The sequence below is a fragment of the Endozoicomonas sp. 8E genome (genome assembly GCF_032883915.1).
In the GTDB taxonomy this organism is placed as follows: Bacteria; Pseudomonadota; Gammaproteobacteria; order Pseudomonadales; family Endozoicomonadaceae; genus Endozoicomonas_A.
In genome coordinates, this window is the sequence record NZ_CP120717.1 from 6194128 (window position 1) to 6219954 (window position 25827).

Annotated in this window: 20 protein-coding genes; 18 read left to right on the forward strand and 2 right to left on the reverse strand. The window is 48.2% G+C overall.

Going from position 1 to position 25827, the window contains the following annotated elements; genetic code table 11:
- Positions 1–156: 156 nt before the first annotated feature.
- The 9 genes from P6910_RS21445 (at position 157) to P6910_RS21485 (ending at position 14859) form a co-directional block, all read left to right on the forward strand.
- Positions 157–678, forward strand: coding sequence for a hypothetical protein (locus tag P6910_RS21445; protein WP_317143295.1), 522 nt, complete (start codon positions 157–159; stop codon positions 676–678).
- 267 nt (positions 679–945) lie between these two features.
- Complete coding sequence (locus tag P6910_RS21450) at positions 946–1383, forward strand: hypothetical protein (RefSeq protein ID WP_317143296.1); 438 nt, start codon at positions 946–948, stop codon at positions 1381–1383.
- Positions 1384–1904: 521 nt separating this feature from the next.
- Positions 1905–3455, forward strand: coding sequence for a hypothetical protein (locus P6910_RS21455; protein ID WP_317143297.1), 1551 nt, complete (start codon positions 1905–1907; stop codon positions 3453–3455).
- A 107-nt stretch (positions 3456–3562) separates the two neighbouring features.
- Positions 3563–5680, forward strand: a complete 2118-nt coding sequence (locus P6910_RS21460) for a hypothetical protein (protein ID WP_317143298.1) — start codon at positions 3563–3565, stop codon at positions 5678–5680.
- A gap of 373 nt (positions 5681–6053) precedes the next feature.
- Positions 6054–8318 carry a hypothetical protein gene (locus P6910_RS21465; protein WP_317143299.1) on the forward strand — a complete coding sequence of 755 codons (2265 nt, stop codon included), beginning with the start codon at positions 6054–6056 and terminating at the stop codon, positions 8316–8318.
- A 107-nt stretch (positions 8319–8425) separates the two neighbouring features.
- The gene (locus P6910_RS21470; RefSeq protein WP_317143300.1) at positions 8426–10636 is read left to right on the forward strand and encodes a hypothetical protein; all 2211 of its coding nucleotides are present in this window, start codon (positions 8426–8428) and stop codon (positions 10634–10636) included.
- Positions 10637–10767: 131 nt separating this feature from the next.
- Positions 10768–12408, forward strand: coding sequence for a hypothetical protein (locus P6910_RS21475; protein ID WP_317143301.1), 1641 nt, complete (start codon positions 10768–10770; stop codon positions 12406–12408).
- 9 nt (positions 12409–12417) lie between these two features.
- Positions 12418–12666, forward strand: coding sequence for a hypothetical protein (locus P6910_RS21480; protein ID WP_317143302.1), 249 nt, complete (start codon positions 12418–12420; stop codon positions 12664–12666).
- A gap of 171 nt (positions 12667–12837) precedes the next feature.
- On the forward strand, positions 12838–14859 hold the full coding sequence (locus tag P6910_RS21485) for a hypothetical protein (protein WP_317143303.1): 2022 nt from the start codon (positions 12838–12840) through the stop codon (positions 14857–14859).
- 24 nt (positions 14860–14883) lie between these two features.
- On the opposite strand, the gene P6910_RS21490 is transcribed toward P6910_RS21485, so the two are convergent.
- Entirely contained in the window at positions 14884–15057 is a 174-nt protein-coding gene (locus tag P6910_RS21490; protein ID WP_317143304.1) for a hypothetical protein, read from the reverse strand.
- Between the two features lie 43 nt (positions 15058–15100).
- Between P6910_RS21490 and P6910_RS21495 the strand changes: the two genes are divergently transcribed.
- The 4 genes from P6910_RS21495 to P6910_RS21510 all read left to right on the forward strand — a co-directional run bounded on the left by P6910_RS21495 (position 15101) and on the right by P6910_RS21510 (position 18619).
- Positions 15101–15355 (forward strand): hypothetical protein, encoded by a 255-nt coding sequence (locus tag P6910_RS21495; RefSeq protein WP_317143305.1) that lies wholly within the window; start codon positions 15101–15103, stop codon positions 15353–15355.
- Positions 15356–15361: 6 nt separating this feature from the next.
- A complete protein-coding gene (locus P6910_RS21500) occupies positions 15362–15583 on the forward strand; it encodes a hypothetical protein (protein WP_317143306.1) in 222 nt (73 codons plus the stop codon).
- Between the two features lie 625 nt (positions 15584–16208).
- Positions 16209–16457 (forward strand): hypothetical protein, encoded by a 249-nt coding sequence (locus P6910_RS21505; RefSeq protein ID WP_317143307.1) that lies wholly within the window; start codon positions 16209–16211, stop codon positions 16455–16457.
- A 143-nt stretch (positions 16458–16600) separates the two neighbouring features.
- A complete protein-coding gene (locus P6910_RS21510; RefSeq protein WP_317143308.1) occupies positions 16601–18619 on the forward strand; it encodes a hypothetical protein in 2019 nt (672 codons plus the stop codon).
- Between the two features lie 254 nt (positions 18620–18873).
- Here the strand turns inward: P6910_RS21510 and P6910_RS21515 are convergent, their stop codons facing one another.
- Positions 18874–19224 (reverse strand): hypothetical protein, encoded by a 351-nt coding sequence (locus tag P6910_RS21515; RefSeq protein WP_317143309.1) that lies wholly within the window; start codon positions 19222–19224, stop codon positions 18874–18876.
- 16 nt (positions 19225–19240) lie between these two features.
- On the opposite strand from P6910_RS21515, the gene P6910_RS21520 reads away from it, so the two are divergent.
- The 5 genes from P6910_RS21520 (at position 19241) to P6910_RS21540 (ending at position 25754) form a co-directional block, all read left to right on the forward strand.
- Positions 19241–19405, forward strand: coding sequence for a hypothetical protein (locus P6910_RS21520; protein ID WP_317143310.1), 165 nt, complete (start codon positions 19241–19243; stop codon positions 19403–19405).
- A 564-nt stretch (positions 19406–19969) separates the two neighbouring features.
- Positions 19970–20587, forward strand: coding sequence for a hypothetical protein (locus P6910_RS21525; RefSeq protein ID WP_317143311.1), 618 nt, complete (start codon positions 19970–19972; stop codon positions 20585–20587).
- A 33-nt stretch (positions 20588–20620) separates the two neighbouring features.
- A complete protein-coding gene (locus P6910_RS21530; protein ID WP_317143312.1) occupies positions 20621–20887 on the forward strand; it encodes a hypothetical protein in 267 nt (88 codons plus the stop codon).
- A 66-nt stretch (positions 20888–20953) separates the two neighbouring features.
- Positions 20954–23224, forward strand: coding sequence for a hypothetical protein (locus P6910_RS21535; protein WP_317143313.1), 2271 nt, complete (start codon positions 20954–20956; stop codon positions 23222–23224).
- On the forward strand, positions 23217–25754 hold the full coding sequence (locus P6910_RS21540) for a hypothetical protein (RefSeq protein ID WP_317143314.1): 2538 nt from the start codon (positions 23217–23219) through the stop codon (positions 25752–25754). Before P6910_RS21535 ends, P6910_RS21540 begins: the two co-directional genes overlap by 8 nt.
- The last annotated feature ends 73 nt before the right edge of the window (positions 25755–25827 follow it).

Sequence of the window (25827 nt, forward strand, 5' to 3'; positions counted from 1 at the left end):
GTTCTTTCGTAAGGTGATCTATCCTTCTTCCCTGTGAACCAGACTTCAGGGATAGAATTATCAAACATACTCTCTCTTTGGTACTGCTTCTGTCGTTTTCTGTCGTCTGTCAGGCCAAAACCTGGACAGGACGTTTCACTATTGGGATTGAACAGAATGCGGGTTCTCCAAAACAGAGCTTTTTTTATAGAGCGTAGCCGACATACACTGCCGCCCCACTCAAACATTGCCGACACAAACAGTTATACAGGATCAGATTCGCCATCGGATAGAAAACGACACAGACATGGCTGTTCGTCTATCATTGAGTCGATTTCGTGGCAATGGCTTTACGCCACGAACCTGCTGGTTGCTTTCGAACTCATCCTGACCAACCAAGACGCCTCCTATGGCTCCAACCCTTATTCATGGCTACCTCTGGAAACGGTTGTCGCTGTCAGCTGTCTTTTAAAAAGCTTTTGGAATCTCTACTCACCGCTGTTTAATCCTATAGAGCAACGGACATTACTAATGTTGACACAAGACCACCGGTTTGCGACTGTCACTACGATGTTTGGCTCTGGGCATAACCCACGACAATGTCAGCCATTAGAATCATCCGGCCAGCCCCCCCTGAAACCAGCACCGGCCCTGCAGATTTTTCACCAGCCTCGTTTATTCTGGCTCTGGGGACGGTGAGAGAGATCGTCAACAACACTCACACACTTTGGGTTTAATTGTTTCGTCTATCCCTGTCATGAAGTTTGTCAATTACGACCATCATCCAATAACAGTGGTTTCGCTGAACTGTCGCTGAATTACGTAAAAAATTCGACAGGTCATACTGAAGCAACACCCGAACAAAGCTCATGCCTCCATCTCGTCGATGAACGCGGCATTAGTTGCTTAGGTTGTTTTGAGCCTGAACACAATCCACATTACCAACCAAAATGGCCTTTCGGAACAGTGTCCAATTTTTCTGACATTGAATTCCCATTCAATTCTGACCCACTATTTGATCAGCAGGCGCATGACATTGATAGCAACCTGAACAATAGCTTCAACTCAATAGACTCAATGAATGCTTTGGCAGCCCACACAATGAATGCTACAGGGCCAATCAAAGATGAAGAACCATCGCTCAGAAACTTGCCTTTCACCGCTAATACATTTTCGGTCATTAATGGGTCACTCAATCCACACAGTCTTCCCGAACAAGCCCGCTTTTCCTTTACACTTACCCGCTTCCCTCCTCCTATGGGAACTTCAGGAACACAACCAACCTGTGATGCAACCATGATCGCCAGCAGCGACGATGCGGGGCAATCTCCAAAAATGCTAAAGCCCTTTCGCAACACAAAAGCAGAGTCCACAGCGGGAAAAAAACCTGTGACGCAACACTGACCGGGGAGGATGGCCGGCAACGACAATGCGGAAATATCTGCAAGAATGCCAGAGGCCCGATGAAGCACAAAAAAAGGCATCTGAAACTCAAGCTTGTTGATATCGGCAAGGACGGTGACGGCCCTTGATCTGATGTCGTCCTTAGATGAGGTTTTAACCAGTGCAGCTTTTTTTTTAATAGAAGGTCTTTAGCAGGAAAGCACTCTTGTTTTCTTGATCTATCCTTCCTCTCTTTAACCAGAATGCAGTATAGAATTATTAAACATTCACTCTCCGCGGCACCGCTGTTGCTGCTAATGTGGCTTTCTATAGTCTGTCAGGCCAAAACGTGGGCAGAACTTTTTACTGTTGATATTAAACAGAATGCTGGTTCTCAAAAACAGAGCTTTTTTATAAATCGTCGCCGCCATACACTGCCGTGCACTTCCTCAGACACTGCCGAGACAGAAGACTACACAGGATCAGCTTCAATACCGGATGACAAACGACACAGATTTGGCGGTTCGACCATTAGTGAGTCGATGTCGCAGCAATGGCTTTACGCCACGAACCTGCTGGTTGCCTATGAACTGATCCTGACAACCCGGAACGTCCCTCTACGCTCCGCCCCTTGTTCATGGCTACCTTTAGAAGCGGTTGTCACTGTCAGCTGGCTTTTAAAAAGCTTTTGGAATCATGATTCACAGTTGTTTAAACCAATTGAACTACAGGCGACATCTATTTTGACACAGGGAGATCAACTGTTTGCGACCATCACTATGATGCTTGGCTCTGAACATAATCCCCGCCAAAACCAGCCAGCTGAATCATCGGGGCAGCATACCCCACAGGCCACCAGCCAGCCTACAGGCTATTTTACTCATCTCCAGTATTCTGAATCTGGCGACGGTAACGGAGATCCACAACAACACTCACACACTTTGGGTTTAAATTGTTTCATCTATCCCTGTCGTGGCGTTTGTGAATTCCGGCCATCATCCGATAGCAGTGATCCTGCTGAATGGCCGTCGAATTCTATAGAAAATTGGCCAGCTCACACAAAAACAACACCCGAACAAAACTCATGCCCCCATTTGGCTGACGGACGCTGCTTTAGTTGCATAGGTCATCTTGATCCTTTAAATGCTGCAGATTCTCAACCAATCTCGCCTGTCGGAACATTGGATGATCTTTCTGACATTGAATTTACATTCAATTCTGGCCCACTATTTGATCAGCAGGCGTATGACTTTGATAACGACCCAATCAAAAGCTTCAGCTTTTTAGACTTGGTGAATTCAGGTGTGGCCTTTAAAACGAATACTAACAGGCTACTCAATGATGAAGTGCTATCGCAAAGAAGTTTATCGTCCAACGCGCTTGAGTTTCCGGTCATTAATGAGTCACTCGATCTACACGGTCTTTCTCAAGAAGCAGGGGGCTCCCTGAAATTCACCCAATTGCCTCCTCCAATGGGAACTTCAGAAACACAACCAAACACCACTGAATCGTCACAATTGAGTCAAAGCACAGCTCTTCATTCCCAAACAGATGCCGCACAAGCTTTTTCGAATCACAAAAGCAGAGTCCTCACCGGGCAAAAAACCTGTAACGTGACCGTGACGGGAGAGGATGGCCAGCCAAGGCCATGCGGGAAGATCTGCAAGCATGCTCGATCCCTGACGGATCACAAAAGAAAAACACATGGCGAGCAACAAACCTGTGACGTGATCGTGGTCGGGGCGGATGGCAAGCAACGACCATGCAATCGAATCTGCAGAAATGCTCGAGCTGTCTGGGATCACAAAAGAAGAAGCCATAGCAGGCAACAAACCTGTGACGTGATCCTGATCGGTGCTGATGGCCAGCAACAGCCATGCAATAAGATTTGCAAAAATATTCAAGCCTTGTCGGATCACAAAAGAAGAAAACATAGAAAGCAAAAAGCCTGTAGCGCAAGCCTGGTCGGGGAGGTTAGCCCGCAGAGTTCCTGCGAGATAGTCTGCAAGAATGCCAAATCTCTGGAGAAACACATAAGAAAGCATCTAAAACGCAAACATGTTGATGTCGATCGGGACGACGACGGCCCTTGAAAAAGCTTTGACAGGAAAGCGCACTTATTTTCTTGATCTATTCTTCCTATCTGTAGTCAGAATGCAAGAATAGAATTATTAAACACTCACTCTTTGCGGCACCTCTGTTGCTTCTACTGTCGCTGTCTGTCGCCTGTCAGTCTAAACCGTGGACAGGGCGTTGCGCTGCTGAGTTTGAGCAGAAAGCAGTTTCTCCAAAACAGAGCTTTTCTATAAAGCCTGGCCGACATACACTGCCGGGCAGCATGTCAGACATTACCGACACAAAAAGCCATTCAGCATCAACTTTTTTGCCGGATGACAAACGACAAAGGCGTACCTGTACGACTATTATTGAATCGATTTCATGGCAATGGCTTTGCGCCACGAACCTGCTGATTGCTTATGAACTGATCCTGACCAGCCGGGACGTCCCACTGTGCTCTCTCCGTTATTCATGGCTACCTTTAGAAGCGGTTGTCACTGTCGGATGGCTTTTAAAAAGCTTTTGGAATCCCGACTCACTACTGTTTAAAAAGAGTGAACAGCAGTCGGCATCTGCGTTGACAGGCGGAAAACACCGGTTTGCAACCATCACCATGATGTTTTGCTCCGGATATGACCCACAACATTACCAGCCATCTGAACCACCGGGACAGTACGCCCCACAGGCCACCATCCAGCCTTCAGGCAATTTGACTCATCAGCTGTATTCCGACTCTGGCGACGGAGGCGGAGACGGAGACGGAAACCCTCAACAACACTCACACACTTTAGGTTTAAATTGTTTCGTCTATCCCTGCCGTGGCGCTTGTCAATTCCGACCATCATCCGATAGCGGCAGCTCCGCTGAACGGCCACTGAATTCCGCAGAAAGTTCAATAGGTGACATTGAAGCAATATCCGAACAATACTCAAGCCCCCATTTAGCTGATGGAGACTACCTCAGTTGGATAGGTCATTTTGATCCTGTAAACACTTCACATTGCCAACCAGACTGGTCTTTCGAAACATTGGTCAATCTTTCTGACACCGAATCCCCATTCGAGTCTGGCTCACCATTTGATCAACAGGCTTATGACATTGACAACAAACCAGCTAATAGCTTTAACTCGATAGATCTATTGAATGAAGGAGCATTCTATAGAAGGGACGCTGTCGGGCCGCTCAATGATGAAGAGCCATCGCTCAGGAATTTGTCTTCCACTACTGATGAATTTCCGGTTATCAATGGGTCATTCGATCTATCTGGCCTTGCTGAAGATGCCAAGCCTTCCTGTACGCAAACCCACTTCCCTCCACCATTGGAAACTTCAGAAACACAGCCAACTACCTCTGAATCATCCCAATTGAGTCAGAGCCCACTACATCTTTCCCGGACGGGCGCAACACACGCTCTTTCGGATCACAAAAGCAAAGTCCACACTGGACAAATAACCTGTGACTTCTTAGTGAACGAGATGAATGCCCAACCACAACTATGCAGGAAGGTCTTTAAGAGTGCTCGATCTCTGTCGACTCACAGAGGCAAATATCACACAGGGCAAAAAACCTGTGACTTGACCGTGATCGGGAAGGATGGCGTGCAGTGGCCATGCGGAAAGGTCTGCAAGAATGCTCCGTCTCTGTCAAGACACAAAAGAGGACACCACACCGGGCAGAGAACCTGTGTTGCCGTAGTGGTTGGCGAGAATGGCCAGCCACGGCCATGCGGGACTGTCTGCAAGAATGCTCAATCTCTGTCGACTCACAAAAGCAGCTACCACTCCGGGCAAAAGACCTGTAACGCGATCCTGGTCGGAGAGAATGGCCAGCCGCAGCCATGCGGGATAGTCTTTAAAAATGCCCAGGCCCTGTTCGATCACAAAAAAAGAGACCATAGCAAGCAACAAACCTGTAAAGTAAACGTGGTCGGGGAGGATGGCCAGCTGCGGCCATGCGGGATAGTCTTAAAAAATGCCCAGGCCCGAGTGGATCACAAAGGAAGAAAGCACAGCACGCAAAAAACCTGTGACGCGCCCATGATCGGTGAAGATGGTCAGCAACGGCCATGCGGAAGGGTCTGCAAGAGTTCCAGAGCCCTGATGGATCACAAAAGAAGCATCCACAGTGGACAAAGAACCTGTGCCGTCACCGTGGTCAAGGAGGATGGTCAGCAGCAGCCATGCGGAGAGGTCTGCAAGAATGCCAAAGTCCTGGCAGATCACAAAAGAAAGCATAAAAAACGCAAGCCTGCTGCAGAGTAAGATAACGAAGACCTCAGCCCTGAAGAAGTTTAAAAAAAATAAGAAACGATCTGATCTGACCTCCGCTCTAGTGAAGGTGTCAGAAAACCTCTGGCTCCAATGCTCCAGAAGGTGTCGCAAAAGTGCTGCGCTTCGCTGAGACTGCGTTAAAAAGTGGCTCAAAATCTGGCTCAAAATCCTCATTACTCGCTGTAAACTGCACTTTTTTGCCACTTTTTGCCTTATCTCAGCTTTGCTCGCTACCTTTGCGACAGCCTCTCCAGCGTGGGAACCAGTTGTTGGAGTTTTTACGACACACTCTGCTACGAGGTGATCTATTCTTCCTCTCTGTGAACCAGACGCCAGAGATAGAATTATTAAACACGCGCTATCTGTGACAATGCTGCTGCCGCTACTGGCGTTGTCTGTCGCCTTTGAGGCCAAACCGTGGACAGGATGTTTTACTGTTGAGATTGAACAGAATGCAGGCTTTCCAAAACAGAGTTTCCCTATAGAACGTGGCCGGCATGGACTGCCGGGCACCCCGTCAGACGTTGCCGACACAAACGGCTATAGAGGATCAGCTTCGCTACCCGATAATAAACGACACATTCTTTTCAGTTTTGAAATAAAATCGACCATTCTCGAGTCGATTTCGTGGCAATGGCTTTATGCCGCAAATATGCTGGTTGCTTATAATCGGATCCTGACCAGTCGGCCCCCCCCTCCCGGCACCACTCTTTTTTCATGGCTAGCTTCAGAAGCGTTTGTAGCTGTCAGCTTGCTTTTAAAAAGCTTTTGGAATCCCGACTCACTACTGTTTAAAAAGAGTGAACAACAGTCGGCATCTGCGTTGACAGAGGGAAAACACCGGTTTGCAACCATCATCATAATGTTTGGCTCTGGATGTGACCCACAACAATACCAGCCATCTGAACCACCGGGACAACAAGCCCCTCAGGCCACCATCCAACCTACAGGCTATTTGACTCATCAGCTGTATTGCTACTCTGACGACGGAGACGGAGATCCTCAACAAGACTCACACACTTTAGGTTTAAATTGTTTCGTCTATCCCTGCCGTGGCGTTTGTCAATTCCGACCATCATCCGATAGCGGCAGCTCCGCTGAATGGCCACTGAATTCCGCAGAAAGTTCAATAGATGACATTGAAGCAACATCCGAACAAAACTCTAGCCCCCATTTAGCTGATGAACACTACCTCAGTTGCACAGGTCATTTTGATCCTTTAAACACTTCACATTGCCAACCAGACTCGTCTTTGGGCATGTTGGCCGCTCTTTCTGACATCGAATTCCCATTCAAGTCTGGCCCACTATTTGATCAACAGCCTTATGACATTGACGACAAACCAGACAATAGCATCAACTCAACAAACATAATGAATGAAGCGTTATTCTGTACAACGGATGCCATCGGGCCACTCAATGATGAAGAGCCATCGCTCAGGAATTTGTCTTCCATCACTCTTGAATATCCAGCTATCAATGGGTCATTCAATCCACGCACTCTTCTCGAAGAAGCCGGGTTTTCCTTTACGCTTAGCGACTTTCCTTTGCCAGTGGAAACTTCAGAAACACAGCCAACCACCATTGAATTATCCCAATTGAGTTGTGGCCCACCACATCTTTACCGTACCGGTGCAGCATGTGCTCTTTCGGATCACGAGAGTAGAGCCCACACTGAGCAAATATCCTGTGACGTGACAGTGACCGTGATGGATGGCCAACCACAGCCATGCAGAAAGGTCTTCAGGAACGCTCGATCTCTGTCGGCTCACAGAAGCAAATATCACTCCGGGCAAAAACACTGTGACTTGACCGTGATTGAGGTGGATGGTGAGCAGCGGCCATGCAGAACGGTCTGCAAGAATGCTCAATCTCTTTCGAGGCACAAAAGCGAACGCCATACCGAGCAACGAACCTGTGTCGCAATAGTGGTCGGAGAGGATGGCCAGCCACGACCATGCCGGACTTTTTGCAAGACTGCTCAAGCTCTGTCGACACACAAAAGCAGATACCACAGCGGGCAAAAAACCTGTAACGCGAAACGGGTCGCAGAGAATGGCCAACTGCAACCATGCGGGATGGTCTTGAAGAATAACCGAGCCCTGTTCGACCACAAAAATAGAGTCCATAGTGAGCCACAAACCTGTAACCTGACCGTGACCGGAGAGGATGGCCAGCCAAGGCCATGCGGGAAGATCTGCAAGCATGCTCGAGCCCTGTTGGATCACAAAAAAAGAAAGCACACCGGACAACAAACCTGTGACGTGACCATGGTCAGGGATGATGGCCAGCAGCAGTTATGCGGGAAGGTCTATCAAGGTATTCGGGCCCTGTCTGCTCACAAAAGCAGAGTGCACAGCGAGCAACGAACCTGCGTCCTGACAGTACCCGGGGATGATGGCCCGCCGCGCCCATGCGGGAAGATCTGCAATAATGCTCAGAGCCTGTCGAATCACAAAAGAAGAAACCATAGAATGCAAAAAGCCTGTAGTACAAGCCCGGTCCAGAAGGGTAGCCTGCAGAGTTCCTGCGAGATACTCTGCAAGAATGCCACATCTCTGGAGAAACACAAAAGAGAGCATCTAAAACGCAAACATGTTGATGTCGATCGGGACGAAGACGAACCTTAAAAAAACTTTGACAGGAAAGCGCACTTATTTTCTTGATCTATCCTTCCTATCTGTAATCAGAATGCAAGAATAGAATTATTAAACACTCACTCTTAACGGCACCTCTGTTGTTCCTACTATCGCTGTCTGTCGCCTGTCAGGCTGAACCGTGGACAGGGCGCTGTGCCGTTGAGTTTGAGCAGAAAGCAGTTTTTCCAAAACAGAGCTTTTCTATAGAGTCTGGCCGACTCACACTGCCGGGCACCGCGTCAGACATTACCGACGCAAAAAGTCATTCAGGATCAACTTTTGCGCCGGATGACAAACGACACAGGCATGGCGTTTTGAGCATTGTTGAATTAATTTCATGGCAATGGCTTTACGCCACGAACCTGCTGATTGCTTATGAACTGATCTTGACCATTCAGCATGCTCCTCTTAACTCAGAGCCTTATTCATGGCCACCTTTAGAAACGATTATCGCTGTCGGTTGGCTTCTAAAAAGCACCTGGAACCCTGATTCACCACTGTTTAACCCGATTGAACAACATGAGTCGAGTCAGGATCAGCCCTTTGCTACCATCACTACGATGTTTAGCTCCGAACATAACCCACCACAATACCAGCCATCAGAATCACCGGGGCAGCAGACCCCGAAAGCCACCACTCAACCTGTGGGCTATTTCACTGATCCACTGTACTTTGACTCTGGTGACGGTAACGAAGACCCTCAACAACACTTACACACTTTAGATGTAAATTGTCTCGTTTATCCCTGTAATGGCGTTTGTCAATTCCGCCCCTCATCCGATAACAGCGGTCCCGCTGAATGGCCGCTGAATTCCGGAGAAAATTCCACAGGTCACACACAAACAGCATCCAGACACAGTTCATGCCCTCATTTTTCTAATGGATGCGGCCTGACTTGCACCTGTCATTTTGTTCCTGTAAATGCTACAGATTCCCAACAAAACTCGACTTTCGGAACATTAGGCGATCTTTCTGATATTGAATGCCCATTCAATTCTGGCCGACAGTTTGACTTACAGGCTTATGACATTGAAAGTAGCCCAACCAACAGCTTCAACTCTATAGACTTGATGAATGCAGGGGCAGACTCAACAACTAATGCGACCGGGCCACTCAATGATGATGCGGCAATGCCCGGCTACTGGCCATCCACCGCTCGTCATTCTGCGGTCGTTAATGGATCATGCTATCTACAGAGCCTTTCCGAAGAAGCCGGGTTTTCCTCTATGCTTCCGCACCTGCCACCACCAATGGGAACTTCAGAAACACAACAAACCAATACTGAATCGTCCCCATTGAGACAACGCCAACCTCATCTTTCCCCGACAGACACTGCACAGGCCCTTTCAGATCTAACAAGCAAAGGCCACACCGGGCAAAAAACCTGTGATGTAAACGTGGTCAGGGGGGATGGCCAGCAGCAACCATGCGGGAAGGTCTTCAAGAATGCTAAAACCTTGTCGAATCATAGAAACAAAGTCCACTCAGGGAAAAAAACCTGTTCGGTAACAGTACTCGGCAAAGATAATCAGCCGCAGCCATGTGGAATAGTCTGCGAGAACTATCAGTTCCTTTTGGGACACAAAAGAAGAGAGCACAGCGGACAGCAAACCTGCTACGTAAAAATAGTCGGAGAAGATGGTCAGCAGCAGCAATGCAGGAAGGTCTTCAGGAATTCTAATGCCCTGTCGATTCACAAAAGAAGCATCCACAGCGGGCAACGAATCTGTGAGGTAATAGTGACCGGGAAAAATGGTCAGCCAAGGCGATGCGGGTTGGTTTGCAGGAGTGCTCATGCCCTGTCGACTCACAAAAGCGATTATCACACCGGACAAAAAACCTGTAAGGTGACCATTGTCGGGGAGGATGGCCAGCAAAGACTTTGCTCATTGGTCTGCAAAAATGCGAAAACCCTGTACTATCACAAATTAAAAGACCACAGCGGGCAACAAACCTGTAACGTAAGCTTGGTGGGAGAGGATGGTCAACGGCAGCCATGCGGCAAAATAAGCAGCAATCTCATCTCTCTGTCGGTTCACAAAAGAAGATACCACAGCGGGCAACAAACCTGTGAAATAACCGTAGTCGGGGAGAATGGTGAGCAGCGACCATGCAGAATGGTCTGCGAAAGCATAAGCGCCCTGTCGGATCACAAAAAAAGAGTCCACCACGAGCAAATTATCTGTGACCTGCCCGTGGTCAGAGAGAATGGCCAGCCGCAGCCATGCAGGGCGCTCATTAAGAATACTAAAGCCCTGTCTAATCACAAAAGAGTACATCTAAAACGCAAGCCTTTTGATCTGGACTAGGTGCTTCAAAGAGTTTGACCTGCCACTGCTTTCATTTTCCTGTTCTATCCTTCCTCATCTTTAAACCAGAATGCAGGGATAGAATTATTAAACACTCATTCTTTGCGGCACTGCTGTTACTGCTATTTTCGTTGTCTGTCATCGGCCGGGCTGAACCGTGGACGGGACGTTTAACTGTTGAGTTTGATCAGAATGCAGATTTTGCAACAAACCAGGGCTTTTCTATTAAGCGTGAACTGAACACATTTTCGGTTAACCCGTCAGAGATTACCGAAACCAGCAGCCTTTCAGAACCAGACGCGCCGACTGATAAAAAACGACAGAGATCTAACGATTACAGAGTAAAAACGGGCCTTATTGAGTCACTTTCGTCGCAGTTTCTCTACACCACTAATCTACTGGTTGCCTTCGAACTCATCCTGACCACCAAAGGCTCCCCTCCGAGATCGCCCCCTTATTCATGGTTACTTGTAGAAGTGATTGTTGCTGTCGTTTGGCTTTTAAAAAGCTCTTGGAACCACGATTCAGCGCTGTATACTCCGAGTAAACGACAAACGCTATTTATATTGACACAGGAGGATCACCCATTTGCAGACATCACAATGATGTTTGGCTCCGGACATAACCAGCAACAGTCCCAGCAGCAATATCAGCCGTCAGAATCATCCGCTCAGAACACCCCACAGGCCAATGCCCAGACTGAAGATTATGTCACCGGCTCCCTTTATTCTGGCTCTGGCGGCGGTAACGGAGGCCCTCAACAATACCTGCATACTGTGGGTTTAAATTGTTTCGTCTATCCCTGTCATGGCGCTTGTCGATTGCGATCATCATCCGGTAACAAAGAGCCAGATGAGTCCAACTTTGAGCAGCCCTGCATACCAACACTGACTTCAGAGACGATAACAGAAATGCAATCCTCTCAATCAGGGGCAACCTGTAGCATTAGCCCTGTCGGGCCACTCAATGATGATGAGTCAATGGCCGCAAGTGCTTGTCTTGTTCCGGAAGGAAAACCTCCCAAAGTAACATCACATTATCAACAAGTCCTTCCCGATCACAAAAGCAGAGTCCACACAGTGCAAAAAATCTGTATGGTAAAGGTGGTCGGGGCAGATGGCCGAGCGCGCCCCTGTGGGATGGTCTGCAAGAATTCTCAAGCTCTATCGGATCACAAAAGGGGGCGGCACAGAGGACGACAAACCTGTAAGGTAACAATAATCGTGAAGGATGGTCTGCAGCAACCGTGCGGGAAGATCTTCTTCAGTAGACATGCTCTTACAAAACACAAAAAAAGCATCCACAACGGGCAACAAATCTGTGGGTTAACAGTCATTGGGGAAAAGGACCAACCGCAACCATGTGGGGTGGTCTGCAAGAATGCTAAAACCCTGTCGACTCATAAAAACAGATACCACAGCGGGCAAAAGACCTGTCACTTTCTCATGGTCGGGGAGAATGGGCAGCAGCGGCAATGCGGAAAGGTTTGCAAGAATGCTCGCATCCTGATGGATCACAAAAGAAGCGCCCACAGCGGACAACAAATCTGTGACTCAGTCTTGTTGAGAGAGGATGGTCAACAGCAGCCATGCGGCAAAGTCTGCAACAATGCCAGAGCCCTGTTTGATCACAGAAGAAGAGCCCACTCCGAGCAAAAAATCTGTGACGAGCCTCTGGTCAGAGAGGACGACCAAACGAAGTCATGCGGGACAGTCTGCAAAAACTCCAGAGCCCTGTCGTCTCACAAAAAAAAATATCACTCCCGAAAATAAACCTGTGACTTGACCCTGGTTGGGAAGGATGGGGGGCAGGGTCCATGCGGGAAGGTCTGCAAGAGTGCCCTGACCCTGTTTGAACACATAAGAGGATGCCACTCATGGAAAAAGACCTGTAACTTTCTAGTGGTCGCGAAGGGTGGCCAGCAGCAGCCATGTGGAAAAATCTACAAGAGTGTACTTTCCCTGGCAATTCACAAATGTTCACATGGAAAACTCAAGTTTTATGATTTGGAGGATGACCCCAGTCCTTGATCTGAAGCTCTCTTTAATGGGGTTTTGCCTGCTGCAACCCTTGCTTTTGACAGAGTTTTTCTAACAGAAGAACTTCAGCAGAAAAACACGCTTATTTTCTTGATCTATCCTTCGCCTTTTAAACCAGAATGCAAGGATAGAATTATTAAACATACACTCATTGCAGCACCGGTGTTGTTGCTACTGTTGCGGTCTGTCTTCTGTCCGGCCGAACCGTGGACAGAACGTTTTTCTGTTAAGCTTGAGCAGAATTCAGACTCTCCAGAGCAGAGCTTTTATAAGTGTGACTGTCGTACATTGCCAGGCAGCCTGTCAGGCACTGACTGCAACACCACTTGTAAAGGTTCCTGTTCGCTACCCGATAATGAACGACACATGACTTTCAGTTTCGAAATAAAATCGACCATTCTCGATTCGGTTTCGTGGCAATGGCTTCACGCCCCCCATCTGCTGGTTTCCTATGAACTGATCCTGACCACCAGAGACACCCCAATGAGCTCCACCCCATATTTATGCCTGACTGTGGAAGTGGTTATCACTATCGGTTGGCTTTTGAAAAGTTACTGGAATCCCGATTCACCATTTTTTAATCCTATTGAACAACAAAGAGCATCTATTCTGACATTTGAGGATCATCCGTTTGCGATCATCACTTCAGCACTCGACTCTGGAGAGAACTCAGCACAATACCAGTTATCAGAATCATCAGGCCAACAAACCAGGGAAAAGCTCACCTTCACTAAAGGCTATTTCAGCAAACTCCTGTATTCTGACTCTGGCAATGGTGACGAGGGCCCTGAACAACACCAACATACGCTGAATTTAAATTGCTACGTCTATCCCTGTAATGGCGTTTGCAGATTCCGACCATCATTATTCGATAGTCGAGAGCTATCTGAACAGCCACTGCATTCCAAAGAAAGCTCATACCCCCATCAGGCTAATGGACACTGCCTGGATTGTATAGATCTTTTTAAACCTGAAAGCGCTGAAGACTCCCTGGAAGAGCCGCTTCTCAAAATACTGAATGATCTTTCTGATATTCAACCCCTATTCACTTCTGACCCACTATTTGATGGCAACTCAATGGACGGGGCCGCCTTGAATGGAATCGCTTCTATAACAAATGCTGCCGGACCATTCAATGATGAATTGCCAATGCCCGGTTATTGGCCTCCCACCGCTGACCATTTAATAGACATTAATGGCTCAATCGATCTATATGATCTTCTCAGAGAGGCCGGTTTTTCCTCAACGCCTGATTATTCAGAAATACCACGATCAACTAATGAATCATCCCAACCGGATAATGGCCAACCTCATCTTTCCCCGGTTGGCGCAACAAATGCTACAAACGACAGAAGGCAACCAAAATGCGACCTGACAACAGTGGGGAAAGATGGGCAGTTGCGGCCATGTGGGGCCATCTTCAAGAACGCTAAATCTCTGGCAGTTCACAGAAGCAGTTACCATACCGGGCAAAAAACCTGCAACGAGATGCTGGTCGGGAAGGATGGCCAGTCGCGGCCATGTGGAGTCGTCTTCAAGAATGCTCAAGCACTGTCGAAGCACAAAAGAAGAGACCACACCGGACAACAAAGCTGTGATATGAGCGTGTTTGGGAAGGATGGCCAGCTGCTACTCTGCGGGAAGGTCTGCAATAATGCCATTGCCCTGATGGATCACAAAAGAAGAGCCCACATCAAAGAATATACCTGTCAGGCAACAGCGGTTGTGAAGAGTGGCCAGTCGCAGCCATGTGGAAAAGTTTGCAAGAGTGTTGAAGCCATGTCGGTTCACAAAATAAGGTACCACAGCGGGCAACAAACCTGCGACGTGACCGTGGCTGGGGAGGATGGCCTGCAGCCATGCGGAAAAGTCTTCAGTAATATCATAAACCTTCTGAACCACAATCGAAGAGATCACTGTGAGCAACAAATCTGTAACCTGACCGTGGTCGGGAAAGATGGCCGGCAGCAGCCATGCGGTAAGGTCTGTAAGAATACTCGTGCCCTGTCATCTCACAGAAGCAAATACCACAGAGGGCAAAAAACCTGTGAAGTAACCGTGATCGGGGAGGATGGCCAGCCGGGGCCATGCGGGAAGGTCTGCAACAGTCCTCAAGCCCTGACCAATCACAAAAGGACACATCGAAAGCGCAAGCCTGTTGATGCGGACCAGAAGGCTGAGTGAGAATAGCGCCCGTAGCGAGGACGTTCAAGTCCGACAGGCTCCTACAAGGGTGATGCCTGTCAGCGTGCCCGGCAATGTTTGCCGGGCACGCTTTATAGAAAAGTTCAGTTTTGGAAAACCTGCATCCAGCTCAAGTTCGACAATAAAATGTCCTGCCAACAGTCCGGCCTGACAGACTCTTGACAACGACAGCAGCACTAACAATGTTGCTACAAAGAGTGGGTGCTTGGTAATTCTAGCCTTGTATTCTAATTTAATCGAGATGAAGGATAGATCACTTCATGAGAGGGCGGTTGTCAGATTAAGGACTGAAGCCATAGCCGCTATCAACAGCTACGTTGTATACGATTCGCCACCTGATGAAAAAGACGCCCCACTGAGCTTCAACTCTTATTTATGGCTGCTTGTAGAAGTGGTTGTCGCTACCGGTTGGCTTTTAAGAAGTTACCGGAATCCCGACGCACCATTGTTTAATCCTATTGAACGACAAAGATAATCTATTTTGACACTGCAGGATAGTCCATTTGCGATCATCACTTCAGCGCTTGGCTCTGGAGGTAACCCGACACAATACCAGTCATCTGAATTATCCAGCCAACAAGCCCCGGAAACACTCTCCTACGTTATAAGCTATTTGGCCAGCCTCCTGTACTCTGGCTCCAGCGGTGGTAACGAAACAACACCAACATACGCTGGATGTAAATTGCTACCTCTATCCCTGTAATGGCGTTTGCAGTTTCCGACCATCATCCGACGGTCAGGGGCTCACTGAAAGGCCTCTGAATTCCGAAGAAAGCTCATCCCACCTTCTGGATAATAGAAGCTGCTTTAGTTGCATAGGTCATTTCAATCCTGCAAATACTGAAGATTCCCGGGAGAACTCGCATCTCGGAATGCATCGTGATCTTTTTGACAATCAATCCCCATTGGTTTCTGACCCAACCTTTGATGACAACTTTATAGAGGGGGACGTCCAAGACTGGGGCTCTCAAGGCGGGGTTATCTTTACGCTTACCTCTTCAGCAACACAACAAACTACCTCTAAGTCATTCCAGTTGGATCGGAGCCAAACTCATCTTTCCCGGACAGTCGCAACACTGGCTAGCAGCCTGTCGGACTTAAGCGTCCGTAGCGAGGATTGCAAGAAATTGAGGATAAAAATCTCTGTTTCTGAGGAGAATAGCGAGCTATTTGACGAAGAAACAGGGATTTTTAGACCAATTTATTGCAACCGCACGACTGCATGGATGCAGGAGCTAGAGCAACGCAGGAGCAGTTGCCGTGTAGGACAGTCTTAAGTCCGACAGGCTGCTAGAGCCGACAGCGCCCAAAAAGCACGTGAATTGACCGTGATCTGGAAGGACGGCCAGTGGCGACCATGTGGAAAGGTCTGCAAAAATGCTCAATCTCTGTCGGTCCACAAAATCAGAGACCACACCGGGCAGCAAAGCTGTGACATGATCTTGCCGGGGAAGGATGGCCAGCTGAGTCTATGCGGGACGGTCTGCAATAATGTCCGAGCCCTGAAGGATCACAAAAGGGCCCATCGAAAACACAAGCCTGTCGACGTGGAACAGAACGATACCTTCGTTCCCTGATCTGACACCCGCCCCCTCTCACAAGGTGATCTATCCTTCATCTCTGTAAACCAGAATGCAGGGATAGGATTATTAAACAATCACTCTTTGCGGCACCACTGATACTGCTATTGTCGTTGTCTGTCGCCTGTAAGGCCGAACCATTGACACGACGTTCTGTTTTTGAGCTCGAGCAGGACGCAGATTCTCCAAAACAGAACTTTTCTATAAAATGTGACCGTCATACATTACCGGGCAACCCTTCGGGCATTGCCAACACCAACGGCTGCAAAGGTTCCGATTTCCCGCCTGATGGAAAACGACACAGACCTTACATTTACCAGATAGAAACAACCCTTATTACGTCGATTTTATTGCCGTTGCTATACGCCACTCACCTTCTGGTTGCTTACGAGCTGATCCTGACTACCCCTCCGGGCTCACTCCCTTATTCGTGGTTGCCTGTAAACCTGCTTGCCGTTATCGGTTGGCTTTCAGAAAGTTATTGCAATCCCAATTCACTGCTGTTTAAAGCCATTGAACGACGGGCAGCTTCCATGTCGACACCGGGGAATCACCCGTTTGCAATCATCACTGCGATGTTTGGCTCCAGACATGCTTCACCACGCCACCAGCCATCAGAATCCTCCGTCCAGCAAGTCCCACATGACGCGACCCAACTTAAAGGCTCTTTAACCAGCTCTCTGAATTCTGGCTCTGGCGGCGGTGACCGGGACCCTCAACAACAGGCGCATACTCTGGGTTTGAATTGCTACGTTTATCCCTGTCATGGCATTTGTCAATTCCGAATCTCATTCGATATCAGAGAGCCCGCTGAATGGTTGCCGAATTTCGAAGAAAGTTCGACAGGCCTGACAGAAAAATCAGGACAAAGCCCATGCTCTCATTTGGCTGATGGCTACTGCCTTGATTGCAGAGTTCATTTTGACCCGACAAACCCTACCTGCTCCCAACAACTCTCGTCGTCAGGAACATTGAACAATCTCTCTGCCATTCAAGTCCAATGTACTTCTGGCCAACTATTTCAGGCCCATGACATTAATGACCACCCTGCCAATAGCTGCAACTACAGAGAGTCAATGGTTGCAAGAGCCACCTGCAGCATTGATCCCACCGGGCCAGTCAATGATGATGTGTCAAAGCCAGTGAATGGAATTAACCATTTCCAACGAGCTCTTTCGGGTCACAAACACAATCACCGTAGCAAGCGACGAACCTGTGACGTGACCGTGGTTGGTGAAGATGGACAGCAACAGCCATGCGGAAAGGTCTGCAAAAGGGCTCAGGGTCTGCCTGAACACAAATGCAAATATCACGACGGACCAAAAACCTGCAACGTGACCGTAGTTGGGCAAAATGGCCAGCTGCAGTCATGCGGGAGGACCTGCAAGAATAGCAGCGCCCTGTCAACTCATAGAAGCAGATTCCACAGCGGGCAACGAACCTGTGACGCGCCCGCAGTCAGAGTGGACGGCCAGCTGAAGCCATGCGGGAAAGTCTTCAAGAATGCTCAATCCATGTATTCTCACAAAAAAAGCCATCACAGCGGACCAAAGACTTGTGACTTCTCCATAGTCAGGGGAGATGTTCAGCAACGGCCATGCGGGAGAGTCTTTCAGAGTGCTCAGGCTCTGGCAACTCATAAAAACAGAGCCCACAGTGGGGAACAAACCTGCAAGGTGATGGTGGTCACAGAGGATGGTCGGCTGCAGCCATGCGGAAAGATCTGTAAGAACACTCTCAATCTGTCATCTCACAAAGGCAGAGTCCACGGTGTTATTCGGACCTGTGATGCGACGCTGATCGGGGAGGATGGTCAACAGCGACCATGCGGAACGGTCTGCAGGAATACCAAAGTCTTGTCAAATCACAAAAGGAGCTTCCACTCCGGACAACAAGTCTGTGACGTGATCGTGATCGGGGAGGATGGTCAACCGCAGCCATGCGGAAAAGTCTGCAAAAATGCTCCCGCCCTATCGCTTCACACAAGAAGGAACCACGGCGAGCTAAAAGTCTGTGAAGCGATCGTGCTCGGGGAGAATGGTCAACAACGGCCGTGCTGGAAGATCTGCAAGAGTGCCCTCGCCCTTTCGGATCACAAAAGGATACATCGAAAACGCAAGCCTGTTGATGTGAAACAGAACGATAAGTTCAGTCCCTGATCTGAGACCTGCCCTTGCATGAGATGATCTATCCTCTCTCTGTAAACCAGAATACAAGGGTAGAATTATTAAATACTCACTCTTTGCGGCACCGCTGTGACTGCTATTGTCGTTGTCTGTTGTCTGTTGTCTGTTGCCTGTCAGACCGAACCCTTGATAAGGCGCTTTATTGTCGAGACTGAACAGGAAGCGGGTTCTCCAAAACAGCACTTTTTTATAAAACATGACCGTCAGGCATTGCCGATACCAAAGTCCTAGTTGGTGCGATCCAGACAGACAACCCAGTTCCCTTCGGGCGCCATCCAGTCAACGACCATTCTGGCAATATCATCAAGCTCCATGCCACTCCAGGCAAAGAAGCGCTTGAGACGTTTACGCCTGGAGTCGAGCTGGGTACCGTGCCCCATAGTTCGGGCAATACGGGACAGGTTGACTGAACCCATCTGGATGAGGCTAAAAATAACCAGCGCAATAAGGTCAATACGGAATTGATGCCAGCCAGGAGAGGTTTTAAGATGCTTTGCCAGTGAATGGGTGTGTTGCACGAAAGGTGACTGCTTGAGGTAATGGGCTTGCAGAATACCTGCTATAGGCCACCTATTCACCCTTTCATATCAAGCTTTGTCTCGAAACTGCCCTGCAGAGACCTGTGACTTAACCGTGGCCGCGAAGGATGGTCAGCTGCAGCCATGCAATGCAATCTGCAAGAATGTTGGAATCTTGAGTAATCACAAAAAAAAGCATCCACACCGGACAAAAAATCTCTTACACTACAGCAGTCGTTAAATATGAACAGAAACGGCTATTTGAAACGGCCTGCAGCAATGTTCAAATCCCTTCGGAGAACAAAAGAAGACATCGAAAACACAAATCTCTTGACGTGGATCAGGACGATGACTTAAACCATTAAGAGCGACAAGCCTCTTTGCGGCAAATTTTTGCCCGCAACTGTCTCTGGTTTTATCAAAAGGTTTTTGACAGTAAAACACACTTATTTTCTTGATCTATTCTTCCTCTCTAAACCAGAACGCAAGGATAGAATTATTAAACACTCGCACTTTGCTGAAACACTGTTAATGCTATTGTGGTTCTTCGTCGTCTGTCAGGCTAATCCATTGAAAAGACGTTTTATTGTTGAGTTTGAACAAGATGCAGCCCCCCAAAACAAAACTTCTCTATAAAACCTGACCGGCATTCATTGCCGCCACCCACGGCCATAGAGGATCCGATTCACCGCCTGATAACACACAACACAAGCCTGACAGTTACGGGGTAAGAACGACCCTGGCAGAGTCGATTTCATGGCAGTTACTTTACGCCACTCACCTGCTGGTTAGATACGAACTGATCATGACCACCATAAACCCCCATCTGAGCTTCAACCCTTATTCATTGCTACCTGTAGAAGTGACTGTCACTGTCGTCTGTATTTTAAAAAGCTATTGGAGCCCCTATTCATCGCTGTTTAGCCCGACTGAACAACATAAGACGACACCTATTTTAATACAGATGGATCGACCGTTTGCGATCATCACTGCAATGTTTGGCTCTGGACATATCCCAACAAAAAATCAGCTATCAGAATCATCCGGCCAGCAGCCCCCACAAGGTACCACCCGCCATACAGGCATGTTAACCAGCCCTCTGAATTCTGACTCTGGCGGCGGCAGCGGAGGTTCTCAAAAACACCTGCATACTTTGGATTTAAACTGCTACGCTGATCCCTGTCATGGCGTTTGTCAATTCCGTCCATCATCCGACAACAGAGAGTCCGCTGAATGGCGGCTGAACTTCGAAGGAAGTTACACAGTCAACACAGAAGCCACACCGGGGCAAGGCTCATGCTCTCATTTGGCTGATGGATACTGCTTTAGTTGCATAGTTCATTTTGACCCAACAAACCCTGCCTATTCCCAACAAGACTTCCCTTTCGAAGCATTGAACAGTTTCTCTGTCATTCAACTCTAATATACTTCTGCCCAACTATTTCAGTCCCATGATGTGAATGACCTCCCTGTCAGTAGCTGCAACCCAACAGAATCAGTAACTGCAGCAGTCACCTTTACAACAGACCTTTCCGGGCCACTCAATGATGATGAGTCAATGTCCGGGAGTGGAACCTGTGATGTAAGCATGGTCGGCGAAGATGGCCTGCAGCGACTATGCGGGACAGTTTGCAAGAATGCTAATTACTTGACTGAATACAAAAGAAAACATAATAAACGCAAGCTTTTTGATGAGAAACAGAAAGGTGACTTCAGTCCTTGATCTGACACTCGCATTTTCAAGAGTTGATCTATCCTTCCTCCCTGTAAAACACGATGCAAGGATAGAATGATTAAGCATATATTCTTTTCAGCAGTGCTGTTGCTGATACTTTCGTTATCTGTCGTCTGTCAGGACGAGCCGTTAACACGACATTTTTTTGTCGAGCTTGGACAGGATTCAGGCTCTCTGAAAAAGAACTTTTCTATAAAACCTGGCAGACCTGCATTGCCGGACAACCCGTCAGACATTCCCGACACCAGCGGCTGTGCAGGGCCCGGTTCATCACCTGATAACAAAAGTCATAAACAAAACAGTTACGAAATAAAAACGACCCTTGTTGAGCCGATTTCGTGGCAGTTGCTTCGCGCCACTCGCCTGCTGGTTGCTTATGAACTAACCCTGATCACCAAAGACGTTCCCCTATGCTCTACACCTTATTCATGGCTGCCCGCAGAAGTGGTTATCATTGTCGGCTGGCTTTTGAAAAGCTATTGGAACGCCGATTTTCCGCTGTTTAGCCCAGCTGAACAAAAAGCGGCATCTCTGCTGACACAGGAAGCCCCTCCGTTTGCTAGCATCACTGTGATGTTTGGCTCTGATCATAACCAGCAACAATATCAGTCATCAAAATCATCCGGGCAGCAAGCCCCACAGACTCCCTCTCACTCTAAAGCCTCTTTCATCAGCCAACTGAATAATGACTATGGCGGCAACAGAGGCCCTCAACAACACTCACATACCCTGGAATTAAATTGTTACGTCTCTCCCTGTCATGGCGTTTGTCAATTGCAACCATCAACCGATAGCAGAGAACCCGCTGAATGGTCGCTGAATTCCGTATCAAGCTCATGTCCTCATTTGGTTATCGGACACTGCTTAAATTGTGTAAGTTGTTTTGATCCTTTATACACGACAGACTCTCAAGAAAAATTGTCCCTTGGATCTTCGAATGATCTTTCTGATGTTCGACTTCCTTTTGATTGTGACCGACTATTTGATGACAACTTTATAGACGGGGTCGCCTCAGACGGGGTCGCCGATACGACCGGCGCTGCCGACTCACTCAATGATGATGCGCCAGTACTCGCGAGCTTTCCTACTATCACCAATGGTTTTGCGGTCATTAAAAAAGCATCTGATCTACAGCCTCCTATTCAAGAAGACGGTTGTTTTATTACGCTTGAGCATTCAGAAAAACAACCAAGATCATCCCGATTGGATCAGAACCTGCCTCATCTTTCCCGGACGGTGTCAAATCAAGCCGCAGCTCACAGCGGACAGAAAGCCTGCAACGCAACAGTCATTGGAAAGGATGACCAACCCCGGCCATGCGGGAAGGTCTGCAAGAATGCTCAAGTCTTGTCGCTTCACAGAAGAATGTACCACAGCGGGCAAAAAACCTGTCATACAATAGTGGCCGGAAAGGATGGTCAGCAGCGGCCGTGCGGGAAGATCTGCAAAAATCTTACATCCCTGCACAATCACAAAAGCAATGCCCACAGCGCACAAAAAACCTGTGATGTAATAGTGGTCGAAGAGGGCAGCCAGACGCGGCCATGTGGAACAGTCTGTAAGAACCCCAAAACCTTGTCAAATCACAAAAGAAGCTGCCACAGCGGGGAAAAAACCTGTGACGTGACATTCGTCTCAGAGGATGGTGAACAGCGACCATGCGGGATGATCTGCAAGAATGCTGCAACCCTGAGCATTCACAGAACAAACGCCCACAGCAGACAAAAAACCTGTGATGCAACAGTGGTCGGTGAGGATGGCCAGCCGCAGTCATGCGGGACAGTATGCAAGAGTGCCAAAAGCTTCTCGGATCACAAAAGAAACTTCCACAGTGGTCGAAAAACCTGTGACGTAAAAATAGTCGGGGAAGATGGTCAACCGCAACCATGCGGGATGGTCTGCAAAAATTTTTTAACCCTTACTAATCACAGAAGAGACGTGCACAGCGGACAACAAACCTGTGATGCAATAGTGATCGGGGAGGATGGCCAGCCGAGGCCATGCGGGTTGATCTGCAGGAATACTCAGATACTGTCCTATCACAAAAGTTTAGAACACACCGGGCAACAAATCTGTGAAGTGACCATAGTCGGGGAAGGTGGCCAACAGCAGCCATGCGGGAAGGCCTGTAAGAATGCTCATGCCCTGTCATCTCACAAAAGCAAATACCACACCAGGCCAAAAGCCTTTGGTGCAATAGTGGTCCGGAATAATGACCGGCACCGGCTTCGCGGGAGGGTCCGCCGTCCTGCTGAAAACCTGTCAGACCACAAGAGAAGACATCGAAAACGCAAGCCTGTTAATGTGGACCGGGACGATGACTGAATCAGAATGCAAGCAAAGAATAATTAAACACCCAATCTTTGCAGCACCGCTGTTGCTGCTAGTGTCATTGTCTGCGGCCTGTCAGGCAGAGCTATTGACACGACGTTTTATTGTTGAGCTGGAAACGGATGAAGGTACTTTAAAACAGAATTTATCTATAAAACGTAGCTGGCAGACATTACCGGAAAACCTGTCAGAAATCGGCAACACCGACACTTATCCAGGATCGGTTTCACCGCCTGATAGAAAACGACACAATCTTTACAGTTATGGGGTAAAAACAACTCTTACTGAGTCGATTTCATGGCAGTTGCTTTACGCCACTAACCTGCTGGTTGATTTCGAACTGATCCTGACCACAAAAGACACACCAATTTGCACCAATCCTCATTCATGTATAGCTTTGGGAATAGTTGTCGTTGTTGATTGGCTTTTAAAAAGCTATTGGAGCCCGGATTCATTGCTGTTTAAGCCGATTCAACAAATGTCGGCATCTATGTTAGCACAGGCAGATCATCCACTTGCGACCATCACTGCGCTGTTTGGTTCTGAACATAACCCACAACAATATCAGTCATCAGAATCATCCGGCCAGCAAGCTTCACGTGCCCCCTCTTACCGTGGAAGCTCTTTCACCAGCCCTCTGAATACTGACTATGGTGACGGTAACAATGGCCCTCAACCACACTCACATACTCTGGGTTTAAATTGTTATGTCTATCCCTGTCAAGGCATTTGTCAATTTCAACCATCTTACGATAGCAGTGGGCTTGCTGAATGGTCGCTGAATCCTCCAGTAAGCTCATGCCCCCATTTGTTTGTTGGATACTGTTTAGATTGCATAAGTCGTTCTGATCCTTTAAACACGACAGATTTCAAAGAAAAGTCGCATTTTGGAACTTTGAATGATCTTCCTGATGTTCAACTCCCTTTCGATTCTGACACACTATTTGGTGGTACTGATGGCAACTCCATAGGCAGGATCACTTCAGAGAGAGCCACCGATACAAAACAAGCTGTGGGACCAATCAATAACCATGTGGCAATGCTCGGGAGCTTACCTTCTACCATTAATGATGGTTCGATCTATAGAGAGGCGACTGATATAAGTCATCACGATGAAATAAACGACGTTTTTATTACGCTTGACCATTTAGAACAACAACCAACATCATCCCAATTGGACCAGAGCCAACCTCATCTTTCCAAGATAGGAGCAATACAAGCCGCAACCCAAATCGAGCAAACAGTCTGTGACGTAACCGTAACCAGAAAGGATGGCTGGCTGCAATTATGCGGGAGACACTACAAGAGTACTCGCGCCCTGTCAGATCACAAAAGAAGAAACCACTGTGGGCAAAAAACCTGTAATGCAATCGTAGTCGGGGAGGACCGCCAGCTGCGGCCATGCGGGACGATCTGCAAGAATCTTGCAGCCCTTTGCAATCACAAACGAAGCAGTCACAGCGAACAAAAAACCTGTGAAGCAATCGTGGTCGGGGAGAACGGCCAGCTGCGGCCATGCAGAACAGTCTGCAAAAATGCCAGAAGCTTCTCGGATCACAAAAGAAACTACCACGGCGGACAAAGAACCTGTGACGTGACAATAATCGGGGAGGATGGTCAACAGCGACCATGCGGGACAGTCTGCAAGAATCCTTTAGCCTTGAGCAGTCATAAAAACAACGCCCACATCAGACAGCAAAACTGCAATGTAATTGTGTTCGGGAAGGATGGCCAGATACAACCATGCAGGACACTCTGTAAGAATACCCGCTCCTTGTTGGAACACAAAAGAAGACAACACAGCGGGGAAAAAACCTGTGATGCAATAGTGGTCGGGGAGGATGCTCAACTGCGACCATGCGGGACGGTCTGGAGGAATGCTCGCGCCCTGTCGGATCACACAAAAAAATACCACAGCGAACAAAAAACCTGTGCTGCAACAATAGTCGGTGAGGATGGTCAACTGCGGCCATGCGGGACGATCTGCAAAAGTGTCCGGGCCCTTTCGGATCATAAAAGAAGCACTCACAGCGGGCAAAAAACCTGTCAAATGACAGTGGTCGGGAAGGATGGACAACCGAGGCCGTGCGGAATGGTCTGTAAGAGCGCTAAAGCCCTCTCGGATCACAAAAGCAGAGCGCACAGCAAACAAAAAACCTGTGACGTAACAGTGGTCGGGATGGATGGAGAGCAGCGGCCGTGCGGCAGGGTGTGCAGTAGTTCTAAAGTCCTGTTTGATCACAAACGAGACATCCACAGCAGGCAAGATACCTGTCACGAGACAGTGGTCAGCGAAGATGGCCAGCTACGGCCATGCGAAAAGGTCTGCAAGAATAATCAAGCCCTGAGGGACCACAAAAAAAGACACCACAGCAGGCAAAGAATCTGCGACGTGGCCGTCGTCGGGGAGAGTGGCCAGCTGCAACCATGCGGAAAGGTTTGCAAGAGCTATAAAGTCCTGTCGGATCATAAAAGAATACATCGAAAACGAAAACCTGCTGATGTGGACCTGGACGATGACTAAATCAGAATGCAAAATAGAATGATTAAACACCCATGCTTTATGGCATCACTTTTGTTACTGTTGTCGTTATCTG